24 protein-coding genes are annotated in these 26,269 nt (G+C 65.5%); 14 read left to right on the forward strand and 10 right to left on the reverse strand.

All coding sequences use genetic code 11. The features are described 5' to 3' along the window. Positions 1 to 13 precede the first annotated feature (13 nt). On the reverse strand, positions 14 to 2,317 hold the full coding sequence (locus HNE04_RS25495) for a PAS domain-containing sensor histidine kinase (protein WP_172225970.1): 2,304 nt from the start codon (positions 2,315 to 2,317) through the stop codon (positions 14 to 16). A gap of 195 nt (positions 2,318 to 2,512) precedes the next feature. Here HNE04_RS25495 and HNE04_RS25500 point away from each other — a divergent pair, with 195 nt between their 5' ends. Next, positions 2,513 to 4,111 (forward strand): sensor histidine kinase, encoded by a 1,599-nt coding sequence (locus tag HNE04_RS25500; protein WP_172225973.1) that lies wholly within the window; start codon positions 2,513 to 2,515, stop codon positions 4,109 to 4,111. A gap of 18 nt (positions 4,112 to 4,129) precedes the next feature. Here HNE04_RS25500 and HNE04_RS25505 read toward each other — a convergent pair whose 3' ends face one another. From HNE04_RS25505 to HNE04_RS25515, 3 genes are all read right to left on the reverse strand, one after another. Continuing rightward, a complete protein-coding gene (locus HNE04_RS25505; RefSeq protein WP_172225976.1) occupies positions 4,130 to 4,303 on the reverse strand; it encodes an RraA family protein in 174 nt (57 codons plus the stop codon). 62 nt (positions 4,304 to 4,365) lie between these two features. Next, on the reverse strand, positions 4,366 to 5,334 hold the full coding sequence (locus HNE04_RS25510; RefSeq protein WP_172225979.1) for a Bug family tripartite tricarboxylate transporter substrate binding protein: 969 nt from the start codon (positions 5,332 to 5,334) through the stop codon (positions 4,366 to 4,368). A gap of 72 nt (positions 5,335 to 5,406) precedes the next feature. After that, positions 5,407 to 6,231 carry a FadR/GntR family transcriptional regulator gene (locus HNE04_RS25515; RefSeq protein ID WP_172225982.1) on the reverse strand — a complete coding sequence of 275 codons (825 nt, stop codon included), beginning with the start codon at positions 6,229 to 6,231 and terminating at the stop codon, positions 5,407 to 5,409. Positions 6,232 to 6,287: 56 nt separating this feature from the next. Between HNE04_RS25515 and HNE04_RS25520 the strand changes: the two genes are divergently transcribed. From HNE04_RS25520 to HNE04_RS25555, 8 genes are read left to right on the forward strand one after another with little or no spacing between them, the layout of a single operon-like run. Further along, entirely contained in the window at positions 6,288 to 7,100 is an 813-nt protein-coding gene (locus tag HNE04_RS25520) for an NAD-dependent epimerase/dehydratase family protein (protein WP_172225985.1), read from the forward strand. Positions 7,101 to 7,105: 5 nt separating this feature from the next. Further along, the gene (locus tag HNE04_RS25525) at positions 7,106 to 7,990 is read left to right on the forward strand and encodes an SMP-30/gluconolactonase/LRE family protein (RefSeq protein WP_172225987.1); all 885 of its coding nucleotides are present in this window, start codon (positions 7,106 to 7,108) and stop codon (positions 7,988 to 7,990) included. A gap of 27 nt (positions 7,991 to 8,017) precedes the next feature. Next, positions 8,018 to 8,980: a TRAP transporter substrate-binding protein gene (locus tag HNE04_RS25530; protein WP_172225990.1), complete on the forward strand. Its 963-nt coding sequence runs from the start codon at positions 8,018 to 8,020 to the stop codon at positions 8,978 to 8,980. Next, the gene (locus tag HNE04_RS25535) at positions 8,980 to 9,522 is read left to right on the forward strand and encodes a TRAP transporter small permease (protein ID WP_172225993.1); all 543 of its coding nucleotides are present in this window, start codon (positions 8,980 to 8,982) and stop codon (positions 9,520 to 9,522) included. The genes HNE04_RS25530 and HNE04_RS25535 overlap by 1 nt, the downstream gene beginning before the upstream one ends. Beyond that, positions 9,513 to 10,808: a TRAP transporter large permease gene (locus HNE04_RS25540; protein WP_172225996.1), complete on the forward strand. Its 1,296-nt coding sequence runs from the start codon at positions 9,513 to 9,515 to the stop codon at positions 10,806 to 10,808. The genes HNE04_RS25535 and HNE04_RS25540 overlap by 10 nt, the downstream gene beginning before the upstream one ends. A gap of 52 nt (positions 10,809 to 10,860) precedes the next feature. After that, on the forward strand, positions 10,861 to 11,625 hold the full coding sequence (locus HNE04_RS25545; RefSeq protein ID WP_172226083.1) for an SDR family NAD(P)-dependent oxidoreductase: 765 nt from the start codon (positions 10,861 to 10,863) through the stop codon (positions 11,623 to 11,625). Positions 11,626 to 11,664: 39 nt separating this feature from the next. After that, entirely contained in the window at positions 11,665 to 13,176 is a 1,512-nt protein-coding gene (locus tag HNE04_RS25550) for a glycine betaine ABC transporter substrate-binding protein (protein WP_235965418.1), read from the forward strand. Beyond that, positions 13,166 to 13,453: a SemiSWEET family transporter gene (locus tag HNE04_RS25555; RefSeq protein ID WP_172226001.1), complete on the forward strand. Its 288-nt coding sequence runs from the start codon at positions 13,166 to 13,168 to the stop codon at positions 13,451 to 13,453. The genes HNE04_RS25550 and HNE04_RS25555 overlap by 11 nt, the downstream gene beginning before the upstream one ends. On the opposite strand, the gene HNE04_RS25560 is transcribed toward HNE04_RS25555, so the two are convergent. Genes HNE04_RS25560 through HNE04_RS25580 form a run of 5 tightly spaced genes read right to left on the reverse strand, consistent with a single transcriptional unit; the run spans position 13,450 to position 19,141 of the window. Further along, on the reverse strand, positions 13,450 to 14,367 hold the full coding sequence (locus HNE04_RS25560; protein ID WP_172226085.1) for a dihydrodipicolinate synthase family protein: 918 nt from the start codon (positions 14,365 to 14,367) through the stop codon (positions 13,450 to 13,452). The two genes, HNE04_RS25555 and HNE04_RS25560, sit on opposite strands and share 4 nt — an antisense overlap. Before the next feature lie 26 nt (positions 14,368 to 14,393). Continuing rightward, positions 14,394 to 15,941: a UxaA family hydrolase gene (locus tag HNE04_RS25565; RefSeq protein WP_172226004.1), complete on the reverse strand. Its 1,548-nt coding sequence runs from the start codon at positions 15,939 to 15,941 to the stop codon at positions 14,394 to 14,396. Then, positions 15,938 to 17,110, reverse strand: coding sequence for an L-rhamnonate dehydratase (locus HNE04_RS25570; RefSeq protein WP_172226007.1), 1,173 nt, complete (start codon positions 17,108 to 17,110; stop codon positions 15,938 to 15,940). The genes HNE04_RS25565 and HNE04_RS25570 overlap by 4 nt, the downstream gene beginning before the upstream one ends. A gap of 19 nt (positions 17,111 to 17,129) precedes the next feature. Continuing rightward, positions 17,130 to 18,173, reverse strand: coding sequence for a 4-hydroxythreonine-4-phosphate dehydrogenase PdxA (locus HNE04_RS25575; RefSeq protein WP_172226010.1), 1,044 nt, complete (start codon positions 18,171 to 18,173; stop codon positions 17,130 to 17,132). 5 nt (positions 18,174 to 18,178) lie between these two features. Next, complete coding sequence (locus HNE04_RS25580; RefSeq protein WP_172226013.1) at positions 18,179 to 19,141, reverse strand: Bug family tripartite tricarboxylate transporter substrate binding protein; 963 nt, start codon at positions 19,139 to 19,141, stop codon at positions 18,179 to 18,181. Positions 19,142 to 19,262: 121 nt separating this feature from the next. Between HNE04_RS25580 and HNE04_RS25585 the strand changes: the two genes are divergently transcribed. Both HNE04_RS25585 and HNE04_RS25590 read left to right on the forward strand, forming a co-directional pair. Continuing rightward, positions 19,263 to 20,189, forward strand: coding sequence for a LysR family transcriptional regulator (locus HNE04_RS25585; RefSeq protein ID WP_172226016.1), 927 nt, complete (start codon positions 19,263 to 19,265; stop codon positions 20,187 to 20,189). Positions 20,190 to 20,531: 342 nt separating this feature from the next. Continuing rightward, positions 20,532 to 21,797, forward strand: coding sequence for a putative Na+/H+ antiporter (locus HNE04_RS25590; protein ID WP_172226019.1), 1,266 nt, complete (start codon positions 20,532 to 20,534; stop codon positions 21,795 to 21,797). 70 nt (positions 21,798 to 21,867) lie between these two features. Here the strand turns inward: HNE04_RS25590 and HNE04_RS25595 are convergent, their stop codons facing one another. Continuing rightward, entirely contained in the window at positions 21,868 to 22,731 is an 864-nt protein-coding gene (locus tag HNE04_RS25595) for an amidohydrolase family protein (RefSeq protein WP_172226022.1), read from the reverse strand. A gap of 102 nt (positions 22,732 to 22,833) precedes the next feature. On the opposite strand from HNE04_RS25595, the gene HNE04_RS25600 reads away from it, so the two are divergent. From HNE04_RS25600 to HNE04_RS25610, 3 genes are read left to right on the forward strand one after another with little or no spacing between them, the layout of a single operon-like run. Further along, positions 22,834 to 23,607: a crotonase/enoyl-CoA hydratase family protein gene (locus HNE04_RS25600; RefSeq protein WP_172226025.1), complete on the forward strand. Its 774-nt coding sequence runs from the start codon at positions 22,834 to 22,836 to the stop codon at positions 23,605 to 23,607. Positions 23,608 to 23,611: 4 nt separating this feature from the next. After that, positions 23,612 to 25,480, forward strand: a complete 1,869-nt coding sequence (locus HNE04_RS25605) for a feruloyl-CoA synthase (RefSeq protein WP_172226028.1) — start codon at positions 23,612 to 23,614, stop codon at positions 25,478 to 25,480. Next, positions 25,477 to 26,241 carry an SDR family NAD(P)-dependent oxidoreductase gene (locus HNE04_RS25610; protein WP_172226031.1) on the forward strand — a complete coding sequence of 255 codons (765 nt, stop codon included), beginning with the start codon at positions 25,477 to 25,479 and terminating at the stop codon, positions 26,239 to 26,241. Before HNE04_RS25605 ends, HNE04_RS25610 begins: the two co-directional genes overlap by 4 nt. The last annotated feature ends 28 nt before the right edge of the window (positions 26,242 to 26,269 follow it).

The following is a 26,269-nucleotide window of genomic DNA, read 5'->3' on the forward strand; positions in this document are numbered from 1 at the left end:
CGTTACAGGGCCCTCAGTGGGTGCCCGGACCCAGTGTGAAGTAAAACGTCGCGCCCTGCCCGGTCGCCGACTCGGCCCAGATCCGGCCGCCATGGCGCGCGACGATCTTGTGGACGATGGCCAGTCCGATGCCGGTGCCCTCGAAGTCCGCCGGCGAATGCATGCGCTGGAAGGCCTCGAACATCTTTGACGCGTACGCCATGTCGAACCCGGCGCCGTTGTCCCGCACGAAGTACACTGGGCGGCCGTCCTCGCCTTGCAGGCTACCCACCTCGATGCGCGCGCGTTCACGCCTGCCCGTGAATTTCCAGGCGTTGCCGACCAGGTTGCCTATCACCTGGGCCAGCAGCCGGGGGTCGCCCGTGGCGGGCAGCGTCGGCGCGATCTCGATGTCGGCGTCGCGCTCCGGCGAGCGCTCGCGGCAGGACGCGGCCGCGGCGCAGGCCAGGGCCGCCAGGTCCACCGGCTCGCTGCGCAGGCTGGCACGCGACAGGTTGGTCAGCGACAGCAGGCCGTCGGTGAGCTCGCCCATCTGCTTGACCCCGGCGCGGATGCGGCTGAGGTAGTGCCGGCACCGTTCGGCCAGATCATTGCCCGCCGTCTGCTCCAGCATCAGGCTGAACCCGTCGATCGAGCTCAGCGGTGCGCGCAGGTCGTGGGCGATGGAATACGAGAAGGCCTCGAGCTCCTTGTTGGCCGCCTGCAGCTGCGCCGTGCGCTGCCTTACCCGCTCTTCCAGTTCGGCGTTCAGGCGCAGGATTTCCTGCTGTGCAGCGATCCGCTCGGTCACGTCCTTGGTATAGATCGCCAGGCCCTGCTTGGACGGGTAGGCCTTGATCTGCACCCAGACGCCGAAAGGCGCGTAGAACGCCTCGAACTGCACCGCCACGTTCTCGTTCATGGCGCGCTGGTAGTTGCCTGCGAAGACCGGCTCCAGCAGGTCCGGGAACGCCTTCCAGATCTCCAGGCCCAACAGCTCGGTACGGCTGCGCCGCAAGTACCGTTCCGCCTCCGCATTCAAATAGGTGAAGCGCCAGCGCCGGTCCACGGTGAAGAAGGCGTCGGTCAGGCTCTCCAGGGTCGTGGTGAGTTGCTCCGCCACCATTGTCGCGTCATCGGCGGCGCGTTTGCTTTCCGTGATGTCCTGGCAGGCCCCCTGCAGCCTCACGACCCGGCCGCGCTCGTCCCACTGCGCCTCGCCGATCGCGCGCACCCATACCCGCCGGCCCTTGGCCGTGGTGATCTGTGCCTCCACGTCGAAAGGGCTGCCGTCCTTCAGGCAGGCACTGTAGATCGCCAGCATGGTCGCCTGGTACTCGGCCGCGTAGAAATTGACGGCCTCTTCCAGCGTGGGCGCAAAACCCCGCTTGACTCCATGGATGACGCACACCTCCTCCGACCAGGTCATTCGCGGCTGGCCGACCTCGAAGGCCCACGCTCCCAGCCGGCCCACCTGCGCGGCCATGTGAAGCAGCGCCTGGGTGTCCCGCAACCGCTGCTCGGCCAGCTTGCTTTGCGTGATGTCGCGAGCCGTGCCCCGGTAGCCGCGGAAGCGGCCTTCCGCGTCGAACACGGGTTCACCGCTGGTGGACACGTAGCGCGGCGGATCGCCGGGAACTGTCCGCACGCACTGGAAGTCATAAAAAGGCTGATGGGCCTCGAGCACGGACCGGTGCTCCTCCCAGGTGCCCCGCAACGGGAAGAGCCCGGGAAGGTCCCAGCGCCGGTGGGCCTTGCCGAGTGTTTGCTCGTGAACCCAGAGGCCCGACTGCTGCGTGCCGGAAAAGGCCGTGAACCTGAAGTGCTCATCCTGCTCCCAGTACCAGTCCGAGGACAGCATGGTGAGGCTGCGGAAGCGCTCCTCGCTCTCGCGCAGGGCCTGTTCGGCCATCTTCCTCTCGCTGATGTCCTGCACCTGCGAAATGAAGTGCAAGGGCCGGCCGTTCGCGTCCCGCACCAGGGTGCAGGTGAGATGGCCCCAGACCACGTGCCCGTCCCGGTGCAGATAGCGCTTCTCGTGCTGGTACGTTTGCTTCTCGCCCGCCAGGCACAGCGCGCGCTGCCGGAAGTCTTCGTCGACGTCGTCCGGATGGGTGATCTGATGCACAGCCGTGGAAAGCATTTCGGCTTGCGAGTACCCCATCATCCGGCTGAATGACTTGTTGACCCGCAGGCGCCGCGAGTCCGGCGCGACCAGCGCCATCCCGATGGCGGCATTCTCGAAGGCGCTGGTGAATTCCGCTTCACCGGCGTCGTGCACGCTGCCCCCGACCGGCACCGGCGTGGGCGCGACGAGAAACATTGGGCGCGACTTCATGTTCGTGCTATTGATGCGGAACGACATGAAATTGCTTTTGTCTCCAAACGTAACCGCAGTATTGGTTGAGATCAGGAGCTCAGCCTAAGGAATTTCCTTAACCCCCTTAAGCAATTGTGCAGAAAGGCCCCGCGAGCCAGCAGGGGGCGCGAGAATGAGGCAGACGGACAGTTACATAAGCGCAAAAGGGCGGAGATGCCAGTAGTCATCCCCATCAGCGAACAACAGTTCGCCTCGGCATTCGAGTTCGCAGCCCTCGGGATGGCGGTGCTCGGACCCGACTCCAGTGTGCGGGGGGCCAACCGGGCTCTTTGCGAAATGCTCGGCTACACGCGACAGCAGCTGCTGGAGTTGCCGCCCTATGCCCTGAACCACCCCGAGGAGTGGCAGGAGGAACTTGGCCAGCGCGCACAGCTGCTCGCGGGGGCCTCTTCCACCTACGAAAGCGAGCGCCGCCTGCGGCGCCAGGATGGCAGCCTGATGTGGGGGCATGTCAGCTGTGCCCTGGTCCGCGACGAAGGCGGGGCGCCGCTGCATTTCATCGCGCAAGTGCAGGACATCAGCGAGCGAAAGCTCGCCGAAGCGGCCCTGCGCGAGAGCGAGGAGCGTTTCAGGCTGTCGAACCGCAGGCTGCGCGAGCAGGCCGAGTTGCTGGATCAGGCACGCGACGCCATCGTGGTGCACGACCTGGATCGAACCATCCGCTACTGGAACATGGGTGCGCAACGCATGTTCGGCTTCAGCCGCGAGCAGGCGGAAGGCCGCACTTTCGATACCCTGATGGGCCCGGGTGCCACGCTGGCGCCGGATGCCGCGGCGCAGCTTCTGGAAACAGGTGAATGGACAGGTCAGCTGGAGTGTGTGGACGCGCAGGGGCGCATGCTCACCGTGGAGCGGCGTTGCACCGTCATGCGCGACAACGACGGCTGGCCGACGGGCGTGCTGGCCATCAGCACCGACGTGACCGAGCGCCGCCGGGCCGAAAAAGAGATCGTGCTGCTGAACAACCTGCTGGAGCAGCGGATCCGCAAGCGTACGGCCGAGCTCGAGGAGAGCAACGAGGACCTGCGCGATTTCGCCTATTCGCTGGCGCACGACTTGCGGGCGCCTCTTGCTTCCATCGACGGCTTCAGCGCCCAGCTGGAGCGGGGCTTGGCCGAGCAGCTGGACGACAAGAGCCGCCATTACCTGCGGCGGGTACGCGCCGGCGTCAAGCTGATGGCAGACCTGACCGATGCGCTACTGGCGCTCGCCGACCTGTCGAATACCCAGCTGCTGCACCAGGGAGTGGACCTGTCGGCGGTGGCCCGAAGTGTGGTCGAGCGACTTCGTGAACTCCAGCCGGAGCGTAACGTCACCGTGATCATCGAAGAAACCGTGCGGGCCCAGGGCGACGTCCGCCTGCTGACCGACGTGATGGAGAACCTGCTGGGCAACGCCTGGAAATTCACCTCCAAGATGCCGCAGGCGGAAATCGTCTTCGGCGGCCAGGCCTGGCCCAACGGCTCCTACCTGTACCATGTCAAGGACAACGGCGCGGGGTTCGACCCGACCTACGCCTACAAGCTGTTCGGGCCGTTCCAGCGGCTGCACACCTCGAGCGAGTTCGAGGGCACGGGCATCGGCCTGGCCATGGTGCGCAAGATCGTTTCGCGCCACGGGGGCCGCGTCTGGGCCGAATCCATGCCCGGCGAAGGCGCGAGCTTCTATTTCACGCTCAACGAGAATTCGCCCGCGCGCATTCCGCGCGAATCCGCCATCGAGGCGCCGGCGCTCAGTCAAGCCATCGTGTAAGCATTGCCGGGCTTCATGTCAAAGGCCCTTTTGCTTGCGCCAGACCTCGTAGTCGGCGCGGGTTTGCGCATTCGGCGGATAGGTGCCGGGCAGCTGGGCGCCGTTCTCGACGCGCTCCAGGATGAAGGCTTCCAGCTTTTCCTGCTCCGCCGCATCGCGCGCCACTTCATCGGCCAGATGGCGCGGAATCACGGAGACTCCTTCGTCGTCTCCGACGATCACGTCTCCCGGATAGACCGGCACGCCGCAGGGGATCAGTCGAGCTTGATGTTGGCTTGGGCCACCACCTGCGCCCAGCGCGAACGCTCGACGCCGAAGAAGCGATCCTGTTCGGCCGGCGTCATGGTCACGACCTCCGCGCCCTGCCCGGCCAAGCGCGCGCGCACGTCGGGAGAGCGGATCACCCGGATCAGCTCGGCGTTGAGTTGCTGCACGATGCCGGCGGGCGTGCCGTTGGCCACCAGCATTCCCTGCCAAGTGCCCGATTCGAATCCGGCGACGCCTTGCTCGGCGATCGTGGGAACCTCGCCGATCAAGGGCATGCGGGAGCGCTTGGAGACACCCAGAACCTTAAGCTTTCCGCTCTGCACATGGGGCAGCGTGGCCAGCATGCCATTCATCATCACCTGGGTCTGCCCGGCGATCGTGTCCTGGATGGCCTGCGCGCCGCCCTTGTAGGGAACGTACTGCCAGCGCGCACCGCTGGCGCGCTCCAATGCGACGCCGGCCAGATGCGGCGCTCCTCCCGTCGCCGAGACGGCGAAGTTCAACTCCTTCTGCTTCGACAGGGCGACCAGTTCCTTGAGGTTGGAGGCTTGCACCGAGGGGTGGACCACCAGCAGGTGCGGCGAATACGCGAGCATGGTGACGCCGCGCAAATCCTTCGACGGGTCGAACTGCAGCCGCGTGTACACAGACGGGCTGATCGCCAGCGCACCGGTGTCGCACAGCAGCATGGCGTAGCCGTCGGGCTGCGATTTCGCCACGAGGTCGGCCCCCAGGTTGCCGTTGGCACCCGGCTTGTTTTCGACGATCACCGATTGGCGAAGCGCTTCCGACAGCGGCTGGCTGATGGCGCGGGCGATGATGTCGGACGACCCGCCGGGCGGATAGGGTACGACGATGCGCAAGGTCTTGTTGGGCCAACCAGTGGCCTGTGCGCGAAGGCTGGGGGCTGCGACCGCTGCCGCAGCCAGGAGAATGGCACGCCGGGGGATATTCATGAAGGCTTCCTTGGTTGTCTGTTATCGTACAACTATCTCGACGACTTTGCAAAGAGAAAAACCGGCCCGCCTTCAGGGCTGGGTGGTGGCCCGCGCAGCCGCCTCGGTCGCTTCCTGGGCCCGGCGCAGCCGTTCCCGGCTGTTGGTGAGGTGGATTCGCATCGCGGCGCGAGCGGATTCAGGATCTCGCCGTGCGATAGCCTGGTAGATCTCTTCGTGCTCGCGATTGACCCGGCGCAGATATTGCGGCAGGTCTTCCTGGGCCACCCGCGATGAGTTGATGCGCGTGCGCGGTATCACCGTGGAGCCGAGGTGGCTCATGATGTCGGCGAAGTAACGATTGCCGGTGGCATTGGCGATCGCCAGATGGAATCGGAAATCGGGCGAAACCGCGTCCCCTGCCCCGCCTACATTGGCTTCGAACGCATCGAGCGCGGCGCGCATTTCCTGCAGCTGCGCATCGCTGCGCCTCTGGGCCGCCAGTCCCGCCGATTCGGTTTCCAGGCTGATGCGCAGTTCCAGCACGGCCATCACGTCCACCGCCGTCGCGATTTCCCCAGGATCGATGCCGAAGCCCTGGCCGGGCCGCGCCTCGAGCACGAAGGTGCCGATGCCGTGGCGGGTTTCCACGACGCCTGCAGCCTGCAGCCGCGATAGCGCTTCGCGCACGACGGTACGGCTGACGCCATAGGCTTGCATGATGGCGGATTCGGTCGGCAGCTTGTCTCCGGGCTTGAGCACCTGGCCCTGGATCTGCGCGCCAATGCCTTCGACAAGTTCATGGGCGAGGCTGCGCGATCGCCTGCGCAAAGGGGCGTCCGGCCCCGCAGCGGGCTCTACAGCAGCCAACAATCCCTCGGGATTGTCCGCAGCCAACTCGGTTGACAAAGTCGCCATGGGCTCATGATAATCCGATTCAGGTTGTACGACAACCGATAACCGACAGGCCAAGGATGAACGATACGGACAAACTCGGGCGTTTGCTATTGACCGGCGCGGCCGGAGGATTGGGCAAGGTCCTGCGCGAAAGCCTCAAGCCTTTCGCCCGAGTGATGCGTCTGTCCGATGTGGCAGCCATGGGCCCTGGCGGGCCGGGCGAAGAGGTCGAACCCTGCGACCTGGCAGACAAGGCCGCAGTCGACCGGTTGGTCCGCGGCTGCGATGCCATCGTGCACCTGGGTGGTGTCTCGACCGAGCGGCCGTTCGAGGAAATCCTGGAGGCCAATATCAAGGGCGTCTTCAACCTGTATGAAGGCGCGCGCCGCCATGGAGTCAAGCGCGTCGTGTTCGCCAGCTCGAACCACGTGATCGGCTTCCACAAGCAGGGCGAGGTGCTCGATGCGGACTCCCCGCCCCGCCCCGACGGTTACTACGGCCTGTCCAAGGCGTACGGGGAAGACCTGTCCCACTTCTATTTCGACCGCTACGGCATCGAGACGGCGTGCCTGCGCATCGGCTCCTCCTTTCCCGAGCCCAAGGACCGGCGCATGCTCATAACGTGGCTGAGCTACCGCGACCTCACGGAACTGGTGCGCTGCTCCCTGTTCGCGCCCCGGCTCGGCCACACCATCGTTTACGGCGCATCCGACAACCGCGACAAATGGTGGGACAACAGCAAGGCCGCCCATATCGGCTTCCACCCGCAAGACAGTTCAGAGCCGTTCCGCGCCAAGGTCGAGGCCCTGCCCGCGCTGGATCCGGCCGACCCCGCCGCGCTCTACCAGGGCGGCGCCTTCGTCAAGTCGGGCCCGTTCGAAACGCTCTGACTCCCATGAACGCGGAACTCGTTCTCGATGCCCGCAATGCCGTCGGCGAAAGCCCGGTCTGGCTACCCTCGGAGCAGGCGCTGTATTGGGTCGACATCCCCGCGCGCAAGCTGTATCGGTGGCAGGCGGCCAGCGGCCGGGTCGATCACTGGACCGCGCCGGAGATGATCGGCTGCATCGCCCCGCGTGCGGACGGTGGCTGGCTGTGCGCCATGGAGTCCGGCCTGTTCCAGATGCAAACCGGCGAAGGCGGGCTCCTTGAAGGAACGCGGGTAGCAACCGTGGCGCACTCTCGCCGCGGCATGCGCTTCAACGACGGCCGCTGCGACCGGCAGGGCCGGTTTCGCGCCGGCACCATGCTGATGGACATGGCACCCGGGCTTCCGGTGGGCGCGCTCTATAGCTATGAGAGCAGCGGTGAACTCAAGCCCATCGTATCGGGCCTGGTCGTGCCGAATGGCCTCGCCTTCAGTCCGGACGGGCGCACCATGTACCTGAGCGACTCGCATCCCCAGGTCCAGCGCATATGGGCTTTCAATTACGACACGGAAACCGGCGCGACTTCCGGCCGGCGCCTGTTCGTGGACATGATGCCGCTGCCTGGCCGGCCCGACGGCGCGGCGGTGGACGAGGACGGTTGCTACTGGATTTGCGGCAATGACGCCGGCGTCATCCATCGCTTCACACCGGCCGGAAAGCTCGATCGTTCGCTGCGCGTGCCGGTGAGGAAACCCGCGATGTGCGCGTTCGGCGGCCCTGGGCTGGACACGCTGTACGTCACCTCCATCCGCCCCGACAACGTCGACCTGTCCGATCAGCCGCTGGCCGGGGGGCTGTTCGCACTGCGCCCGGGCGTGCGCGGGTTGCCGGAGCCGGCCTGCATCCCCTAAAAGCATCCATACCAACGAGAGGAAGACATGAAACTCAAGACCACCCTCACCGCCCTCGCGGCCACCCTGGCGTTCGGCGCCTCGGCCACCGAATTCCGTTCTTCGGACGTGCACAACAGCGACGACTATCCCACCGTCGCCGCGGTCAAGCATATGAGCGATCTCATCAAGCAGGCCAGCGGCGGCAAGCACTCCATCAAGGTCTTCAACAAGGGCGCGCTGGGCTCGGAGAAGGAAACCATCGATCAGGCCAAGATCGGCGCGCTGGACTTCACGCGAGTGAACATCAGCCCCATGAACGCCATCTGCCCCAAGACTCAGGTGCCGACCATGCCCTTCCTGTTCCGCTCGGTCGAGCATATGCGCAAGGTGCTGGATGGCCCGGTGGGCGACGAGATCCTCAAGGACTGTGAGCCCTACGGCTTCGTCGGGCTGGCGTTCTACGATTCGGGCGCCCGCTCGATTTACGGCAAAAAGCCAGTGAAGGCTCTTGCCGACGCCAAGGGGATGAAGATCCGCGTCCAGCAGTCGGACCTGTGGGTGGCCCTCATCAGCGCCATGGGCGCCAACGCCACGCCCATGCCGATCGGCGAGGTGTACACGGGACTGAAGACCGGCCTCATCGATGCCGCCGAAAACAACATCCCCTCTTACGACGGCTTCAAGCACTACGAGGCCGTGAAGTTCTACAGCCGGACCGAACACTCGATGGCGCCCGAGATGTTGCTGATGAGCAAGGTGGTGTACGACAAGCTGCCCGCCGCTGACCAGCAGATGATCCGCAAGGCGGCCAAGGATTCGGTGGCGTTCCAGCGCAAGAAGTGGGACGAGCAGGAGGCCAAGTCGCTCGCCGTGGTCAAGGCCGCCGGGGCCGAGATCGTCGAGGTGGACAAGGCTTCGTTCCAGAAGGCCATGGACCCCGTGTACGCGAAGTTCATCACCACGCCCGACCTGAAGCGCCTGGTCCAGGCCGTGCAGGACGCGAAGTAATGACCTCGCAATCCGCGGCGGCGCCGGCAACGGCGGGGCCGCGCGTCTTCGCCTGGTACACCCGCCTGTGCGCCCTGCTGTCCAGGGTGAGCCTGATGCTGGCCGTGGCGCTGCTGATCGGCGTCGTGCTGTGCGTTCAATGGCAGGTGATCGGCCGCTATGTCCTCAATGACACGCCCACCTGGGCCGAGGCGCTGGCGCTGCTGCTGGTGCTGTACATGACGTCGCTGGGCGTGGCAGTGGGCGTGCGCGACGCCGGCCACATCGGCCTGGAGTCGCTCGCCACGCTGCTGCCAGAACATTGGCAGCGCAAGCTGGCCATCGTGGTGCACCTGCTGGTCGCCACCTTCGGCTTCCTCATGGCCAAGAGCGGCTGGCTCTGGGCAACGGGCAAGTGGAACGAGAAGAAGCCCATGCTCGGTGTCCCGGAAGGCGCGGACTACATCCCCCTGGTCGTGGCCGGCACGTTGATCGTGCTGTTCTGCGCCGAACACATCATCGCGCTCTTGCGCGGGCACGAGGTAGCACCCGCATGGAACTGACCGTATTGGGCGTGAGCTTCGCGCTGCTGCTTCTGATGGGTGTGCCGGTGGCATTCGCCATTGGGCTGGCCTCCGTCGCAACCATCATGGCGGCGGGCCTGCCCACGGCGGTGGTGTTCCAGAAGATGGTCGGCGGGATGCAGGTGTTTTCCTTCCTGGCCATTCCCTTCTTCATCTTCGCCGGCGAACTGATGCTCTACGGTGGGATCGCCGATCGCATCGTGCGCTTTGCCAACAGCCTGGTCGGCCACGTGCGCGGCGGCCTGGGCATGAGCAACGTCGTCGGCTGCACGCTGTTTGGCGGGGTGGCGGGCTCGCCGCTCGCCGACGTCTCGGCCATGGGCTCGGTGATGATTCCCCTCATGAAGAAGGAGGGTTATCACGCCGACTACGCCGTGAACGTGACCACCCACGCGGCGCTGGTGGGCGCGCTGATGCCGACCTCGCACAACATCATCATCTTCACGCTGGCGACCACCGGCATCGCCTCGGTCAGCGTGCTCGGGCTGATCGTCGCCTGCCTGATCCCGGCGTTCATCCTCACGCTGTGCAACCTGGCGGCGGCCTACTTCGTGGCCGTCAAGCGCGGCTACCCCACGCGGGGCGATTTCGCGGGCTGGCATGAGGTGGCGCGCAGCCTCGCCGCCGCCCTGCCCGGCCTGCTGGTGATCTTCATCATCCTGGGCGGCATCCTGTCGGGCGTATTCACCGCGACTGAATCCGCCGCCACGGCCGTGCTGTGGGCGTTGCTAGTCACCACGCTGGTGTACCGATCCTTGTCGCGCAAGCATTTCCTGAAAGCGTGCGCCAAGGCCTGCAAGACGACCGGCGTGGTGCTGCTGCTGATCGGGATTTCGGCGGCATTCGGCTACTTCATGGCGCTGTACGAGGTGCCGCAAAAGACCGGCGAGCTCATGTCGACGGTGAGCCAGACACCGTGGGTGATCTTCCTCATGGTGAACGTGCTGCTGTTCGTCCTGGGTACCTTCCTGGACATGGCCGCCACCATCCTGATCTGCACCCCCATCTTCCTGCCCATCTGCGCCCACTACGGGATGAACCCCATGCAATTCGGCGTGATGATGCTGATCAACTGCGCGCTCGGACTGAACACCCCACCGGTGGGAACGACGCAGTTCGTAGGCTGTGCCATCGGCGGCGTCTCGGTGGGCACCGTGATGCGCACCATCTGGCCGTTCTACGGCGCGCTGATCGCGGCCCTGCTGCTGGTGACCTATGTGCCCGCGTTCTCGCTGTGGCTGCCCTCCGTCGTACTCGGCAAATAAAGGAATCACGTCCATGGAAACCGCAACCACAGCCTCTCTCGCCGCCATCGCCCTGCCCGACCTGCGCGGTCGGGTAGCGCTGGTGACCGGCGCCAGCACCGGCATCGGTGCAGCCGTGGCCCGCGCCTTCGGGGCACAAGGCATGAAGGTGGCAGTGCACTACAACCAGTCCGAAGGGCCGGCTAACGAGGTGGCCGAAGCGGTTCGCAAGGCGGGTGGCGAGGCCCTGCTGGTGAAGGCCGACGTGCGCGACAGCGCGGCGATCCGGCAGGCCGTCGCCGAGGTGCTGAAGGCCTTCGGCCGCATCGACATCCTGGTCAACAATGCCGGTGGCCTGGTCAAGCGCGTGCCCGTAGCCGAGTTCACCGACGAACTCTTCGATGAGGTGCTCCACATCAACGCCCGCTCCATGCTGGCCTTCTGCCGCGAGGTGGTGCCGTCGATGAGGACCCAGGGGACGGGCGGCAGCATCATCAACGTCACCTCCGTCGCGGCCCGCCATGGCGGCGGCCCGGGCGCCTTCATCTACGCCGGATCCAAAGGATTCGTCAGCACGGCCACGCGGGGCCTGGCCAAGGAGCTGGTGGCCGATCGCATCCGTGTCAACGCGGTGGCGCCCGGCGTCATCCAGACCCCTTTCCACGACCGCTTCTCCACGCCGCAGATGCTCGAGTCGTTCAAGGCCGGCATCCCGATGGCTCGCATCGGCAGCGCCGACGAATGCGTGGGCGCCTTCCTCTACTTCGCCTCGGAAACACTGTCGGGCTACGTGACCGGGCAGATCATCGACGTCAACGGCGGCCAGTACATGCCTTGAGTTGCGGGTTTGCGGTGTTAACGGCGTATGCTCCCGCCAATGAAACGCCTGCTCTGTCTCGTTGCCCTCCTCAGTGCCGCCGCGGGCGTTCTCGCAGACGAGCCGCTGCGCATCGGCTCCAAGCGATTCACCGAGTCGTACATCCTGGCGCAGCTGATGGCGCAGGTGGCGGCGCCCAAACTGCCGACCACGCCGGAAGTCAAGCAGGGCCTGGGGAACACCGCCATCGTCTACGAAGCGCTGCGCTCGGGCAGCATCGACATATACCCGGAATACGCGGGCACGATCGCCTTGGAAATCCTCAAGAGTCCCAAGCCCATGGAGCTGCAGGCGATGAACCAGGCACTGGCGCCGCTGGGCCTGGGTGCCGCGATTCCGCTGGGCTTCAACGACGGCTATGCGCTGGCCCTGCGCGCCGCCGACGCCAAGCAACTAGGCATCCGGACACTCAGCGACCTGGCCCGCCATCCCGAGCTCAAGCTGGGCCTGTCCAACGAATTCATCGGCCGCGCCGACGGCTGGAAGGGCTTGGCCGCCCACTACGGCCTGCGCCACGCGCCCACCGGGCTGGACCACGGCCTGGCCTATGACGCCATCGCGGGCAAGCAGGTGGACGTGATCGACATCTATACCACCGACGCCAAGATCGGCCACCTGGGCCTCACCGTGCTGCGGGACGACAAAGCCTACTTTCCGCGCTATGACGCGCTGGTGCTGTACCGGCTGGATGTGCCGCAGCGCTTTCCCGCGGCTTGGGCCGCGCTGCAGCAGCTGGCCGGCCGCATCGACGAGGACGCGATGATCGCGATGAATGCGCAGGCCGAATTGCAGGGCGTGGCCTTCGACGCGATTGCGCGCGACTTCCTGGCCGGGACGCAAGGGCCTGCCGGCGCCGGCGCACGCGGCTTCTGGGCCAAGCTGTTCGCACCCGACCTGTGGCGGCTGGCCTGGCAGCATCTGGGGCTGGTAGCGGCCTCGGTGGTGGCTGCCGCGCTGGTGGCGATTCCGCTGGCGGTGGCGAGCTTCGCCCACCCGCGGCTGCGCGCCTTGCTGCTGGGCGTCACCGGCCTGCTGCAGACCGTGCCTTCGCTGGCATTGCTGGCCATCCTGATCTCATTGCTGGGCGCCATCGGCGTGGTGCCGGCGCTGCTGGCGCTCACGCTCTATGCCCTGCTGCCCATCATGCGCAATACCGTCACCGGCCTGGCCGAGGTGCCGAAAGGCCTGCGCGAAGCCGCCACGGCGCTGGGCATGACGGCGCGCCAGCGCATGCGCCTGGTCGAACTTCCGCTCGCCTTGCCCACGGTCATCGCCGGGCTGCGCATCGCCACCACCATTGCCATCGGCACCGCCACCATCGCGGCCTTCATCGGTGCGGGCGGCTTCGGCGAGCGCATCGTGACCGGCCTGGCGCTCAACGACAGCGGCCTGCTGCTGGCCGGCGCCATCCCTGCCGCGGCCCTGGCCCTGCTGAGCGAAGCGCTGTTCGAGCTTGCCGAGCGCGCCATCCACCGCCGCTCCGGCCGCACGGATTCCGCGCATGGCCGCTGACCCCGTGTCGCAACAGACGCCGACCAGTGGACTCGAGAAGGTCCTGCCCATCCTTTCCATCTTCACCATGGTGATGACGGTACCCCAGGTGTGGGCCGTCTGGACGACCGAAAGCGTCGAAGGCGTGTCGCTACTGTCCTGGAGCGCCTACCTGCTGGCGGCCTGCCTCTGGTTCGTCCACGGACTGCGCAAGCGCGACAAGACAATCTACCTCGCGTGCATTGGTTGGATTGTCCTGAATGGCGCGGTGGTCGCCGGCGCGCTTCTACGCAACTAGCGCGCCCAGCGTAACACCAGCGCATCGAGCCGGCGGGCCGTCTCGATCAACAGGGCGCGGCTGTCGGGGTGGATCTCCGGGAACGGATGGCGCGGCGCCTCGCAGGCGATCACCCCACCCTCCTTCATCAGCGATTTGGCCGCCAGCGGGCCGCACTGGCGGTTCTCGATGTTGATCAATGGCAGCCAGCGTTCGTATGCAGCGATCGCCTCGTCGCGCCGGCCTGCGCGGTAGACGTCCAGGATCGGCCGGATGCCGTCGGGGAAGCCGCCACCGGTCATGGCGCCGGTCGCGCCGGCGTCCAGGTCGGGCAGCAAGGTGATGGCTTCCTCGCCATCCCAGGGCCCCTCGATCGCGTCGCCGCCCAGGCGGATCAGCTCGCGCAGCTTGGCGGCCGCGCCCGCCGTCTCGATCTTGAAGTAGGCGACATGCTCGATTTCCTTGGCCATGCGCGCCAGGAAGGCGGCGGACAACGGAGTGCCGGCCGCCGGCGCGTCCTGGATCATGATCGGGATGTCGACCGCGTCGGACAGGCGCGAGTAGAACTCGTAGATCTTCGGCTCGCCCACCCGGAAGGTGGCGCCGTGATAGGGCGGCATCACCATCAGCATGGCGGCGCCCATGTCCTGCGCGCGGCGGCTGCGTTCGGCGCAGACGCGGGTGCTGAAATGGGTGGTGGTCACGATGACCGGCACGCGGCCGGCCACATGCTCGAGGATGGTGCGGGTGAGCAGCTCGCGCTCGTCGTCGGCCAGCAGGAACTGCTCCGAAAAATTCGCCAGGATGCACAGCCCGTCGGAACCGGCGTCGATCATGAAATCGACGCAGCGCTTCTGGCTTGCGAGGTCGAGCTCACCCGATTCGGTGAAGGGTGTGGGAACGACGGGGAAGAGCCCCCGGTAGCGGGCGGTGATCATGAGTTATGTTGCCGGATCGTGCGTCAGGTGATGACGCTGAGTTGCCAGGGAACGAACTCCTGCTGGCCATAGCCATGGAGTTCACTGCGCGAGGGCCGCCCCGATGCCGTTTCCAGCATCAGCGCGAACAGGTCGGCCCCCAGCTCGTCGATGGTTCTTGTGCCGTCCAGGACCTCGCCGCAATTGAGGTCCATGTCGTCGGACTGCCGCTGCCACAACGCCGTATTGGTGGCCAGCTTGACCGACGGCGAAGGCGCGCAGCCGTAGGCCGAGCCGCGGCCGGTGGTAAAGCAGATCAGGTTGGCGCCGCCCGCCACCTGGCCGGTCGCGGAGATCGGGTCATAGCCCGGCGTATCCATGAACACCAGGCCGCGCGAGCGCACCGGCTGCGCGTACTCGAACACGTCGACCAGGTTGGTGGAGCCGGCCTTGGCGATGCCGCCGAGCGACTTTTCCAGCACGGTGGTGAGGCCGCCGGCCTTGTTGCCCGCGGACGGATTGTTGTCCATGGCGGCGCCGTTGCGCGCGCAATAAGCCTCCCACCAGCGGATGCGCTCCAGGAGCTTGTGGCCGACCTCGGGCGTCTGCGCCCGGCGGGTCAACAGGTGCTCGGCGCCGTAGATCTCGGGAGTCTCCGAAAGGATGGCCGTGCCGCCGTGCTGCACCAGCCGGTCGACGGCGGCGCCCAGCACCGGGTTGGCGGAGATGCCGGAATAGCCATCCGAGCCGCCGCACTGCAGGCCGATGACCAGGTGGCTGGCCGGAACCGGCTGGCGCCTCACCTCGTTGGCGCGCGGCAGCATCTCCTCGATCTGCGCGATGCCCCGTTCGATGGTGAGCGTGGTGCCACCGGTGTCCTGGATGTTGAAGCTGCGCAGGCGATCGCTGTTCTGCAAGCCCTGCGTCGCCAGCAGGCGGGAGATCTGGTTGGTCTCGCAGCCCAGGCCGATGACCAGGACGCCGGCGAAATTGGGGTGGCAGGCGTAGCCGCCCAGCGTACGCTGGAGGATGGCCAGGCCCTCGCCCTCGGGGTCGATAGCGCAGCCCGCGCCGTGCGTGAGCGCAACCACGCCGTCCACGTTGGGATACGCTGCCAGCCGCTCCGGGAAGATGTCGCGGCGAAAGCGGTCGGCGATCGCGCGCGCCACCGTGGCGGAGCAGTTGACCGAGGTCAGGATGCCGATGTAGTTGCGCGTCGCGACCCGGCCGTCCTCGCGCACGATGCCCGCGAAAGTTGCCGGCTCCTTGGCATACACGGTCGGGCGCGCCTCGGCGCCATGCGCATGATCGCGCGTGAAGTCCGAGATCGCGAGGTTGTGCGTGTGGACGTGCTGGCCGGCGCGGATAGCCTGGCTGGCGAAACCGATGATCTGCCCGTAGCGGCGGACGGGCTCGCCCGCGGCAATCGCCCGGGTAGCCATCTTGTGTCCCGGCGGGATCAGGCCGGCCACGGCCGCCCCCTCGGCTGCGATGTGCGTGCCCGAGACCAGCTGGTCGAGCGAGATGACCACGTCGTCCGCCGGATGCAGGCGGATGGTGCGGGCGCTGGGGATGGCGGAGCGGGCATTCATTCGATGATGTTGAAGTCCTTGAGGAACTCCGTCTTGAGTGTCAGGCCGAGACCCGGTTTGTTGTCGTCGAGTTGCAGGAAGCCGTTATCGGCCACCGGTTCGCCGTCGAAGATGTAGTAGAACAATTCGTTGCCCACTTCGACGTCGAACATCGGGAAGTACTCGCTCATGGGCGAGGCCAGCGTGCTCATGGTCAGGTGGTAGTTGTGCATCTGGCCGGCGTGCGGGATGACGGGCACGCTGTAGGCCTCGCACAGCGCATTGATCTTGTGCGCCGCCGTGATGCCGCCCACGCGGTTGGTGTCGTATTGCACCACGCTAACGGCCTTGCGGTCCAGCAATTGCTTGAAGCCCAGCAGCGAATACTCGTGCTCGCCGCCCGAGATCGGGATACTGGTGAGCTGGTTCAACTCGGCATAGCCGTCGATGTCGTCGGCGATCACGGGCTCTTCCACCCAGCGCGGCTGGAATTTCTCCAGCTTGGGCAGGATGCGCTTGGCGTATTCCAGCGTCCAGCCCATGTAGCACTCGAGCATCAGGTCGTTGTCGTAGCCGATCACTTCGCGGATGGCTTCCACCGCCTTCAGGTTCTCCGCCACGCCCTTGGTGCCGTGGGCCGGGCCATAGCCGAAGCGCGACTTGAACATGGTGAAGCCCTGCTTCATGTACTTCTCGGCCTCTGCCTGCATCTCCTTGATGTCCGTGCGGTACAGCTTGGAGTAGTAGCAGGGAATCTCTTCCTTGGTGCGGCCGCCCAGCAACTTGAACACCGGCTTGCCGACGCTTTTGCCCAGGATGTCCCAGATCGCGATGTCGATGGCCGAGATCGTGGCCATGGTGATGCCCTTGCGGCCCCAGGCGTGCGTACCGCGGTACATGCGCTGGAACAGGTATTCGTAGTCCCAGGGGTCCTGGCCCAGCACCAGCGGCGTCAGGTACTCGTCGATGATGGCCTTGGCGATCTTCGGAGCCAGGGCGACGTTGCCGAGACCCACGATGCCCGTGTCGGTCTCGATCTCGACGACCGTCCAGGAGTGGAAGCGGAAGGTACTCATGGTCTCGCTGTTCGAATACAGCAGGTCCATGGCGTTGGAGCAGAAGTTGCCCTGGGGCGGAACGGTCTTGCCCTTCCATTCAAAAACGCGGGCGCGTACGGATTTGATCTTCATGTCGAGGTTCCTTGGGTTCTCAAACGAGGGAGCTGTTGCGCAAGGTCGCGCCCATGCGGGCGGCAATGCGAAAGGCGTTGTAGGTGGCGTTGACATCGGCGATGCCTTTTCCCGCGATGTCGTAGGCCGTGCCATGGGCCGGGGTCGTGATGGGCACCGGCAGTCCGCCCTGCACCGTCACGCCTTTGCTGAAACCCATCAGTTTGATGGCGATCTGGCCCTGGTCGTGGTACATGGTGACGATGGCCTGGTATTGACCGTCGCGCGCCTTCAGAAAAATGGTGTCCGCGGGATAGGGGCCGTCCACCGGGAATCCTTCTGCCGCGAGCTCACGCACGGCCGGCTCGATGATCTCCACCTCCTCCCGGCCACAGGTTCCGCCGTCGCCGCCGTGGGGATTGAATGCCGCCACAGCGACCTTCGGCTCCGCCACGCCGGCGGCCTGGAGCGAACGGTAGATCAGGCGCGTGGCGCTCTTGATGCGGTCCTTGCTCAGGAAGCTGGGCGCATCCTTCAGCGGAATGTGCGACGAGACTCGCGAGGTCCACAAGTCACCCAGCGTGTTGAATTCGCAGAAGTAGCCTTGCGCGCCCAGGTATTCGGCGAAATGGTGCAGTTCGTCCTCGTGCCGCAGGCCCCCCTGCTTCATCGCGAACTTGTTCAGCGGCGCGAAACAGATGGCATCGACCTCGCGGCGCTTGGCGGCATCCATGCAGGTGTTGAGAATGGCCAGCACCGACTTGCCGCAGGGCGCTTGGGCCACGCCGCGCTGGACCTGGCTGGGCGCCACGGTGTCCACCGGCAACCATGCCGGCACCGCCGGATTGGCCCGGCCCCGAACCTGGGCAAAGCTCTGGACCGGCGTGGTGGCGACCTGCACACCGGCGACCTGCTGGCCCTCGGCCCACAGCCAGGCGTCGCCGGTCAGCACGATATTGGCATGCTGGACGGAATCGGTCTGCCCCAGCAGCCGCGCGATCAGCTCCGGCCCGATACCGGCGGCATCGCCCAGCGTCAGGACCACGACGGGGAGCTCGGAAGGATTCAGTTGGTCGTCGCGCATGCTGCTCAATCGATCTTGATGTTCTTCTTGCGGATCAGCTCGCCAAAGCGCTGGTACTCGGCGTTGTGGAACGTCTGGAACTGCGCTTGCGTCATCGGCGTCACGTCCGCGCCAATGCCGTCGAGCCGGGTCTTGGTCTCCGGCATCGCCAGGATCTTGTTCACTTCGTCATGCACCCGCTGCTGCACTTCTTTCGGCGTCGAGGCGGGCATGTAAATACCGTACCAGGCGCTCATCTCCACGCCCTTGACTCCGGCCTCGGCCAGCGTCGGCACATTGGGCAACTGCGGATTGCGCTTCAGGCTGGCCACGGCAAGCGCCTTCATCTTGCCGCCCTTGATGTGGCCGATCACGGAAGGCAGGGTGTCGAAACTCATCTGCACCTGGCCGCCGATCAAGTCGACCAGCGCCGGACTGCTGCCGCGGTACGGGATGTGGGTGATGAAGACGCCGGTCGTGTCCTTGAACAGTTCCGCGGCGATGTGCTGGGTGCTGCCGGCGCCGCTGGTGGCGTAGTTCAGCTGGCCGGGCTTGCTCTTGGCCAGTTGGACCAGCGAGGCGACGGAATCCACCGGCACGCTGTTGGTGACCACCAGCACGTTGGGCACGGAGCCGACGAAGGCCACCGGCACCAGGTCCTTGTTGCTGTCGTAGCCGAGCTTGAACAGGTGGGGCGCGATGGCATGGGCCGTCGACACGCCCATCAGCAGCGTGTGGCCGTCATTGGATTTGGCCGTGACATCGGCCGCGAGGGTATTGGATACGCCGGGCCGGTTTTCCACCACGACCGGCTGCTTGAGCAAGGGGCCGAGGCGGTCCGCCACCGCCCGCGCCATGGCATCGGTGCCGCCGCCGGGCGCCGATCCCACCAGGATTCGCACCGATTTGGCCGGCCACTCCTGCGCCATGACACCGGCGCCGGGCAGGGCGAGCGCTGCGATCAGCGCGGTTGCGAGCAGGGATTTCATGCAATTGTCTCCATCGGTCCGATGATCTGGACTCGTGGCGGAATCGTAGACTGGCTATTGATTCCCGTATAGTGAAAGATTAATATGGATTGATAACCCCAGGTAATCATTTCAGGAACCCATGGACAGTCCCGATTTCACCCCCCAGCTGCTGAACCGCCTGCGCATGCGGCAGGTCTCGCTGCTGCTCGCCGTAGACGATTGCGGCACCCTGCGCGGCGCTTCCACCACGCTGGGCATGACGCAGCCCGCCGCCACCAAGATGCTCAAGGAGCTGGAGGATGTGCTGGGGCATCCGCTGTTCGATCGCGTCGGCCGCGGGCTGCAGCTGACGGCGGCGGGACATTGCGTGCTCGCATATTTCCGGGGGTTGCGCGGGACCATGGAATCGCTGGGGCGCGAGTTGCAGCAGCTGCGGCAGGGCAGCGCCGGCAAACTCTTCATCGGCAGCATCATGGCGGCCTCGCCCGCCCTGCTGACCGAGGCGCTGATCCGCCTCAAGGAGCGTTTCCCGCTGCTGGCGGTGGAGATCAGCGTGGGCACCAGCGATCGACTGCTCGAACAATTGCAGGAAGGGGCGCTGGACCTGATGATCGGGCGGGTGGCGGGCCTCTCCCGACAGGATTACGTTTTCAAGGCGATCGCCGAGGAGTCCCTTTCGGTGGTGGTCGCGCGGGATCATCCGCTTGCCGCGCGGAAGACCCTGGGCTTTCCCGCGCTGTTCGACTACCCATGGATCCTGCAGCCCCAGGGCAGCCCGATGCGCGACGTGATGGAAATGGAGTTCGCGTCGCACCAGGCAGCCCTGCCGAAGGGCCTGATCGAGACCGCATCGATTCTCACCACGACCGACCTGATAACGCGTTCCCACATGATCGCGGTCATTCCCGAGCCGGTGGCCTCGCGCTACGAGAAGCACAAGCTGCTCAAGATCCTGCCCTACTCCATCCGCCACAAGCTGGCGAGTTACGGCAGCATCCAGCGGCGCGACCGCCCCGCCAGTTCGGCGGCGTCGCTCTTCCTGCAGTTGCTGCACGCCAAGGGCTGACCCTCAGGCCCGGAACCGCCGAATATCATGGCCGCATGCATCACCAGCCCACCCTGCCCCCATGGTCCATCGCCCTTCCGCTCCTTGCCTGGCTGGTGTTCGCCGGTGGGCGCGAGCCGGCATCGCGTGCAGACCTTCGGGCTCGACGGCGTCAGCGCCGCCCTGGTAACCGGCTGGCAATCCCACCTTGCCCCGGCAGTTGATTTCGTGAGCGCAGCGTTGAGCGGGGTTTCGGGACCGCGTTTGTGACTACCGGTACACTATTGAGTGGGTGCTTCATCTGTTTGATGAATCAGGTTTGCGCGATGGTCGGGCCGCCTCGCGGACTTAACCGCGCCCCCGATGCCCACATTCCCCATTGACTTTCTCGCCGCAGGCCTCTTCGGGCTTGCTCTCCTGCATACTTTCAGCACCAAGCAGTTCGAGCGCCTAGCCAATCGTTTTCCACGGCACGCCGGCCTGTTTCATTTGCTGGGCGAAGTCGAAGTGGTCTTCGGGTTCTGGGCCATCGTTCTCGTGCTGGCGATGGCTTTCATGTCCGGTGGCGAACAGGCGTTGGCCTACGCAGAGTCCCGCAACTACACCGAGCCCTTGTTCGTTTTTGTGGTCATGGTCGTCGCCGGGTCCAAGCCTGTGCTGGACACAGTACTGTGGACAATCAATGCGACTGCGAAGCTGCTGCCGATCTCGACGCAACTGGCCACGGCATGGCTGGGGCTAGCTGCTGTTCCGCTATTGGGATCCCTTATCACTGAGCCTGCAGCCATGACCATCGCTGCTCTGATGCTCGCGCCACAGGTGTTCAGGAAGGAGTTGCCCGAATCAGTGAAGTATTTGGCCCTCGGCGTCCTGTTCGTCAACGTATCCATTGGCGGAACCTTGACCTCCTATGCAGCGCCGCCTGTGCTCATGGTCGCCGCGACTTGGCAATGGGATAGTGCCTTCATGTTCACCCAATTCGGCTGGAAGGCTGCGATTGCTGTGATGCTCAATGCTTCCGTTGCCGCCTTCGTACTTCGCAAACACCTCGTAAAAGACGCTTCGCCCGATACTGCGACTGTTCTGCCATCTTCGCGCGTACCTTGGCAGGTGGCAGCAGTCCATCTGATGCTGCTGGTGGGCGTCATCGTGTTCGCGCATCATCCCGTTGCGTTCCTGGGCATCTTCCTGCTGTTCCTGGGCTTCGCGCAGGCTTATGAGCGCCACCAGAATCCGCTGCTTATCAAGGAGGCGCTGCTGGTGGCGTTCTTTCTGGCCGGCCTGGTTGTGCTGGGCGGGCTGCAGCGCTGGTGGCTACAGCCCATCGTTTCAGCACTGGAACCGCTTGCGCTGTTCTTTGGTGCGCTCGGCCTGACGGCGGTGACGGACAACGCCGCCTTGACCTATCTCGGCGCGCAGATTTCCGGTATCTCAGCAGAGTCGAAGTACATGCTGGTTGCCGGCGCCGTGGCAGGGGGAGGTTTGACTGTCATCGCGAACGCACCGAATCCAGCAGGTCTGGCTTTGCTCAAGCGCGGCTTTGCCGACGAGTCGGCCGGCGCCGGTGGACTGTTACTTGGGGCGCTGGGACCTACCGTCGTCGCCTCTGCAATGCTTTTGCTTCTGTGAGGCTCGGGCCAACCGCCTGCAAACCAGCCTGAACCTGTCGCTGGGCTCGGCGCTGAGGATCGTGCCGTGATCAGGCCAGGCCGAGCAGGCGCACCGCATTGCCCTTCAATATGCCGGGCATCACTTCGGGCTTGAAGCCCGCGTCCTCGAAGTCCTTCATCCAGCGCTCGGGCGTGATCAGCGGATAGTCGCTGCCGAACAGGATGCGGTCCTTCAGCAGCGTGTTGGCGTACTGCACCAGCTGCTTCGGAAAGTACTTGGGACTCCAGCCCGACAGGTCGATCCAGACGTTGGGCTTGTGCGTGGCGACCGACAAGGCTTCGTCCTGCCAGGGGAAGCTGGGATGGGCCATGACGATCTGCATGTCGGGGAAGGCTATGGCCACGTCGTCCAGATGCATGGGGTTGCTGTACTCCAGGCGCAGACCGCCGCCGCAGCGCATGCCCGAGCCTATGCCGCTGTGGCCTGTGTGGAAGATGGTCGGCATCTTGTGGGCGTTGATCACCTCGTAGATCGGCCAGGCCATCTTGTCGTAAGGGTGGTAGCCCTGCACCGTGGGGTGAAACTTGAATCCCTTGACGCCGTGCTCCTTGATCAGGCGCTCGGCTTCGCGCGCGCCCATCTTGCCCTTGTGCGGGTCGATGCTGGCAAAGCACATCATCATGTCGCTGTTCTCGCGGGCGGCCTGGGCGATCTCCTCGTTCGGGATGCGCCTGCGGCCGAGGTTCGATTCGCTGTCCACGGTGAACATCACCAAGCCGATCTTGCGCTCCCGGTAGTAGGCGATGGTTTCGGCGATGGTGGGCCGGCGGTTCGAGCGGAAGTATTTGTCGGCCGCGCGGTCGTACTCCTCTCCATAGTTGTCGAAGGGGTTCCAGCAGCTGACTTCCGCGTGGGTGTGGACATCGATGGCAATGAGGTTGGCGTGATCCATGAGGTGCTCCGGGCCTAGGGAAAGTCCTAGGAAAGTCCTGGTAAGAGGGGCTTGGTTTGGTTATTATTTATAACCATAATCCACCCACTTGGCAAACACTTCATGAGCAACAAAGACGTCCACCTCGAGATCCGCGACTCTGTCGCCATCGTCCGGCTGAGCCGCCCGGCCAAGCGCAATGCACTCAGCGACGGCCTCATCCTGGCCCTACGCAACGTCTTCGAGAATCTGCCCGACACCGTGCGGGCGGCGGTGCTCGACGGCGAAGGCGAACATTTCTGCGCTGGCCTGGACTTGTCGGAGCTCAAGGAGCGGGACGCCGGACAGGGCCTGCATCACTCGCGCATGTGGCACGCGGCCCTGGAATGCCTGCAATACGGGCCGGTACCGGTCGTGGCCGCGCTGCACGGCGCCGTGGTCGGGGGCGGCCTGGAACTGGCCAGCGCCTGCCACATCCGCGTCGCGGACGAATCGACCTTCTACGCGCTGCCTGAGGGCTCGCGCGGCATCTTCGTCGGTGGCGGTGGCGCGGTGCGTATTCCACGCCTCATCGGCGCAGCCCGCATGGCCGACATGATGCTTACCGGCCGCGTGTACAACGCGCAGGATGGCGAGCGTATCGGTTTCGCCCAATACCTCGTGCCGTTGGGCCAGGCCTTCGACAAGGCATTCGAGCTGGCCCAGCGGGTGGCGCAGAACGCACCGCTGACCAACTATGCCCTGATGCACGCCCTGCCCCGCATCGCCGAGCAGCCGGCCGACCAGGGCTTCCTCACCGAGGCGCTGATGGCGGCCATCGCCCAGAGCGCCCCTGAAGCCAAGAGCCGAGTGAAGGATTTCCTCGAAGGCCGCGCCAACAAGGTCAAGAAAGATTGAACCGATGAATGCCACTGCCCCGAAATACCGTCCGCTGAAATTCGGCGTCACGCGCGTGGTCATGCGGGACGGTGGGGGAGGCGTGCGCTACATGAAAGCGGAGCAGCCGCTGGGCGAGCACGCGTTGCGAATCACCGACCGTCTGGTGCATTGGGCCCAGGCCGCACCGGATCGCAGCTTCATGGCCCGCCGCACCAGGAACGCCGACGGCACGACGGGCTCGTGGCGCCACGTGTCGTTCAGCGAGGCGCTGGATAGCGCGCGGCGCATCGGCCAGGCTCTGCTCGACCGCGGCCTCGACGCGCAGCGGCCGGTTGTCATCCTGAGCGAAAACGACCTCGAGCACGCGATGCTGGCGCTAGGCTGCATCTACGCGGGCGTGCCCTACTGCCCTGTGTCGCCGGCCTACTCTACGGTGAGCCAGGACTACGACAAGCTGCGCCATGTGCTTGGCACCTTGACGCCCGGGCTGGTCTTTGCAGCGGATGGTGCGCGCTATGGCAAGGCCATCGCTGCCGCCGTGGCGGCAGATGTCGAAGTTGTGCTGGCCGCCGGCACGCTCGAAGGCCGCAAGACTACGCCGTTTGCCGCGCTTCTTGCGGCGGATGCGAGACCGGCGGTCGATGCCGCCATGCGAGCGACCGGCCCGGACACCATCGTCAAGTTTCTGTTTACCTCCGGCTCGACCAAGCTGCCCAAGGCCGTGATCAACACCCAGGGCATGTGGTGCGCCAACCAGCAGCAGATGCGCGAGTCCATGCCGGTGCTGGCCGAGGAGCCGCCGGTGCTGGTGGACTGGCTTCCGTGGAATCACACCTTCGGCGGCAATCACAATTTCGGCCTCACCCTCTACAACGGCGGCACGCTCTACATCGACGACGGCAAGCCGGTGCCCGCGCTCATGGGCGAAACGCTGCGCAACCTGCGCGAGATCGCGCCCACCGTTTATTTCAACGTCCCCACGGGCTTCGAAGCCATCGCCAACGCGATGAAAACCGACGACGCGTTGCGGCGCAACCTCCTGTCGCGCGTGCGCATGTTCTTCTACGCCGGCGCCGCGCTGGCGCAGCCGGTGTGGGACGCCTTGCACGAGAGCCAGGAACGCGAGATCGGCGAACGCATCGTCATGGGTACCGGCCTGGGCATGACCGAATCCTCGCCATTCGCGATCTTCATCACCAACCCCAACGTCAAGGCAGGCTATCTGGGTGTGCCCACGCCCGGGCTGGAACTGAAGCTGGTTCCCGTGCAAGGCAAGGCCGAGGTGCGCTACAAAGGCCCCAACATCACGCCGGGCTACTGGCGCAATGAAGAAGCCACGAAGGAGTGCTTCGATGACGAGGGATTTTTCTGCACCGGCGACGCTGTGCGATGGATCGATGAGAACGACGTGCACCAGGGCCTGCGGTTCGACGGCCGCATCGCCGAGGACTTCAAGCTCGCCACCGGCACCTTCGTCAGCGTGGGGCCGCTGCGCGGCAAGATCATCGCCGCGGGTGCGCCTTACGTGCAGGATGCAGTGATAACGGGCATCAATCTCAAGGAGGTCGGCGCGCTGATCTTTCCGACGGCCGCCGTGCGCAAGCTGGCGGGCCTGCCCGACGACGCAACGCTGAAGCAGGTGCTGGAGAGCGCCCCAGTCCAGGCCTGTTTCCAGAAGGTCGTCAACGGGCTCGCCACCGGCGCGACCGGCAGCGCCAACCGCATCGCGCGGCTGCACCTGATGCACGAGCCGCCCTCCATCGACAAGGGCGAGGTCACCGACAAGGGATCGATCAACCAGCGCGCCGTGCTCAAGCACCGCGAAGCCATGGTGGACGCCCTGCATGCCGGCACCCTCCCCTTCACCATCCAACCCCAAGGAAACTCATGAACATCCAGGGACATGCCGCGCTCGTCACCGGTGGCGCTTCGGGCTTGGGCGAAGCCACTGCGCGGGAACTTGCACGGCTGGGCGCCAAGGTAGCGGTGTTGGATGTCAATCCGGCACTGGCCGAGAAAGTCGCCGCAGACATCGGCGGTGTGGCTTGCCAGTGCGACATCACCAACGCGGAAAGCGTCGCGGCGGCATTGGCGAAGGCGACGCAAGCGCATGGCCCCGCCCGCATCCTGATGAACATCGCGGGTATCGGCTCGGCCAAGCGCGTGGTGCAAAAGGACGGCTCCGCCGCACCCTTGGAAGACTTCGCCCGGGTCATCAACGTCAACCTGATCGGCAGCTACAACGTGAGCCGCCTGTTCGCCGCGGAATGCGCCAAGCTTGCGCCGCTGGAAGACGGCGAGCGCGGCGTGATGATGTTCACCGCGTCGGTCGCTGCATTCGATGGACAGGTCGGCCAGCAGGCCTACAGCGCATCCAAGGCCGGCCTGGCAGGCATGACGCTGCCGATGGCGCGCGACCTGGCCCAGCACGGCATCCGCGTGTGCACCATCGCGCCCGGCCTGTTCGCGACGCCGCTGCTGAAGCAGCTGCCGGAACCCGTACAGCAGTCGCTGGCGGCATCCATTCCCTTCCCGCCGCGGCTGGGCAAGCCCGAGGAGTTCGCCCAGCTCGCCGTGCATATCGTCACCAACACCCATCTCAACGGCGAAGTGATCCGCCTGGATGGAGCGCTGCGCATGGCGCCGCGTTGAGCCCCGTATCACTTCAAAGAGGAGAAAG

Source organism: Caenimonas soli, assembly GCF_013155545.1.
Taxonomy (GTDB): Bacteria; Pseudomonadota; Gammaproteobacteria; order Burkholderiales; family Burkholderiaceae_C; genus Ramlibacter; species Ramlibacter soli.

Bases quoted from the DNA above. Each gene is read 5' to 3' on its own strand.
- HNE04_RS25570 (WP_172226007.1), bottom strand. From the start codon at position 17,110: ATGAAGATCAAATCCGTACGCGCCCGCGTTTTTGAATGGAAGGGCAAG.
- HNE04_RS25585 (WP_172226016.1), top strand. From the start codon at position 19,263: ATGGACAGTCCCGATTTCACCCCCCAGCTGCTGAACCGCCTGCGCATG.
- HNE04_RS25565 (WP_172226004.1), bottom strand. From the start codon at position 15,941: ATGAATGCCCGCTCCGCCATCCCCAGCGCCCGCACCATCCGCCTGCAT.
- HNE04_RS25600 (WP_172226025.1), top strand. From the start codon at position 22,834: ATGAGCAACAAAGACGTCCACCTCGAGATCCGCGACTCTGTCGCCATC.
- HNE04_RS25550 (WP_235965418.1), top strand. From the start codon at position 11,665: ATGAAACGCCTGCTCTGTCTCGTTGCCCTCCTCAGTGCCGCCGCGGGC.
- HNE04_RS25525 (WP_172225987.1), top strand. From the start codon at position 7,106: ATGAACGCGGAACTCGTTCTCGATGCCCGCAATGCCGTCGGCGAAAGC.
- HNE04_RS25530 (WP_172225990.1), top strand. From the start codon at position 8,018: ATGAAACTCAAGACCACCCTCACCGCCCTCGCGGCCACCCTGGCGTTC.
- HNE04_RS25555 (WP_172226001.1), top strand. From the start codon at position 13,166: ATGGCCGCTGACCCCGTGTCGCAACAGACGCCGACCAGTGGACTCGAG.
- HNE04_RS25510 (WP_172225979.1), bottom strand. From the start codon at position 5,334: ATGAATATCCCCCGGCGTGCCATTCTCCTGGCTGCGGCAGCGGTCGCA.
- HNE04_RS25495 (WP_172225970.1), bottom strand. From the start codon at position 2,317: ATGAAGTCGCGCCCAATGTTTCTCGTCGCGCCCACGCCGGTGCCGGTC.
- HNE04_RS25610 (WP_172226031.1), top strand. From the start codon at position 25,477: ATGAACATCCAGGGACATGCCGCGCTCGTCACCGGTGGCGCTTCGGGC.
- HNE04_RS25520 (WP_172225985.1), top strand. From the start codon at position 6,288: ATGAACGATACGGACAAACTCGGGCGTTTGCTATTGACCGGCGCGGCC.
- HNE04_RS25540 (WP_172225996.1), top strand. From the start codon at position 9,513: ATGGAACTGACCGTATTGGGCGTGAGCTTCGCGCTGCTGCTTCTGATG.
- HNE04_RS25515 (WP_172225982.1), bottom strand. From the start codon at position 6,231: ATGGCGACTTTGTCAACCGAGTTGGCTGCGGACAATCCCGAGGGATTG.
- HNE04_RS25500 (WP_172225973.1), top strand. From the start codon at position 2,513: ATGCCAGTAGTCATCCCCATCAGCGAACAACAGTTCGCCTCGGCATTC.
- HNE04_RS25535 (WP_172225993.1), top strand. From the start codon at position 8,980: ATGACCTCGCAATCCGCGGCGGCGCCGGCAACGGCGGGGCCGCGCGTC.
- HNE04_RS25590 (WP_172226019.1), top strand. From the start codon at position 20,532: ATGCCCACATTCCCCATTGACTTTCTCGCCGCAGGCCTCTTCGGGCTT.
- HNE04_RS25580 (WP_172226013.1), bottom strand. From the start codon at position 19,141: ATGAAATCCCTGCTCGCAACCGCGCTGATCGCAGCGCTCGCCCTGCCC.
- HNE04_RS25595 (WP_172226022.1), bottom strand. From the start codon at position 22,731: ATGGATCACGCCAACCTCATTGCCATCGATGTCCACACCCACGCGGAA.
- HNE04_RS25605 (WP_172226028.1), top strand. From the start codon at position 23,612: ATGAATGCCACTGCCCCGAAATACCGTCCGCTGAAATTCGGCGTCACG.
- HNE04_RS25575 (WP_172226010.1), bottom strand. From the start codon at position 18,173: ATGCGCGACGACCAACTGAATCCTTCCGAGCTCCCCGTCGTGGTCCTG.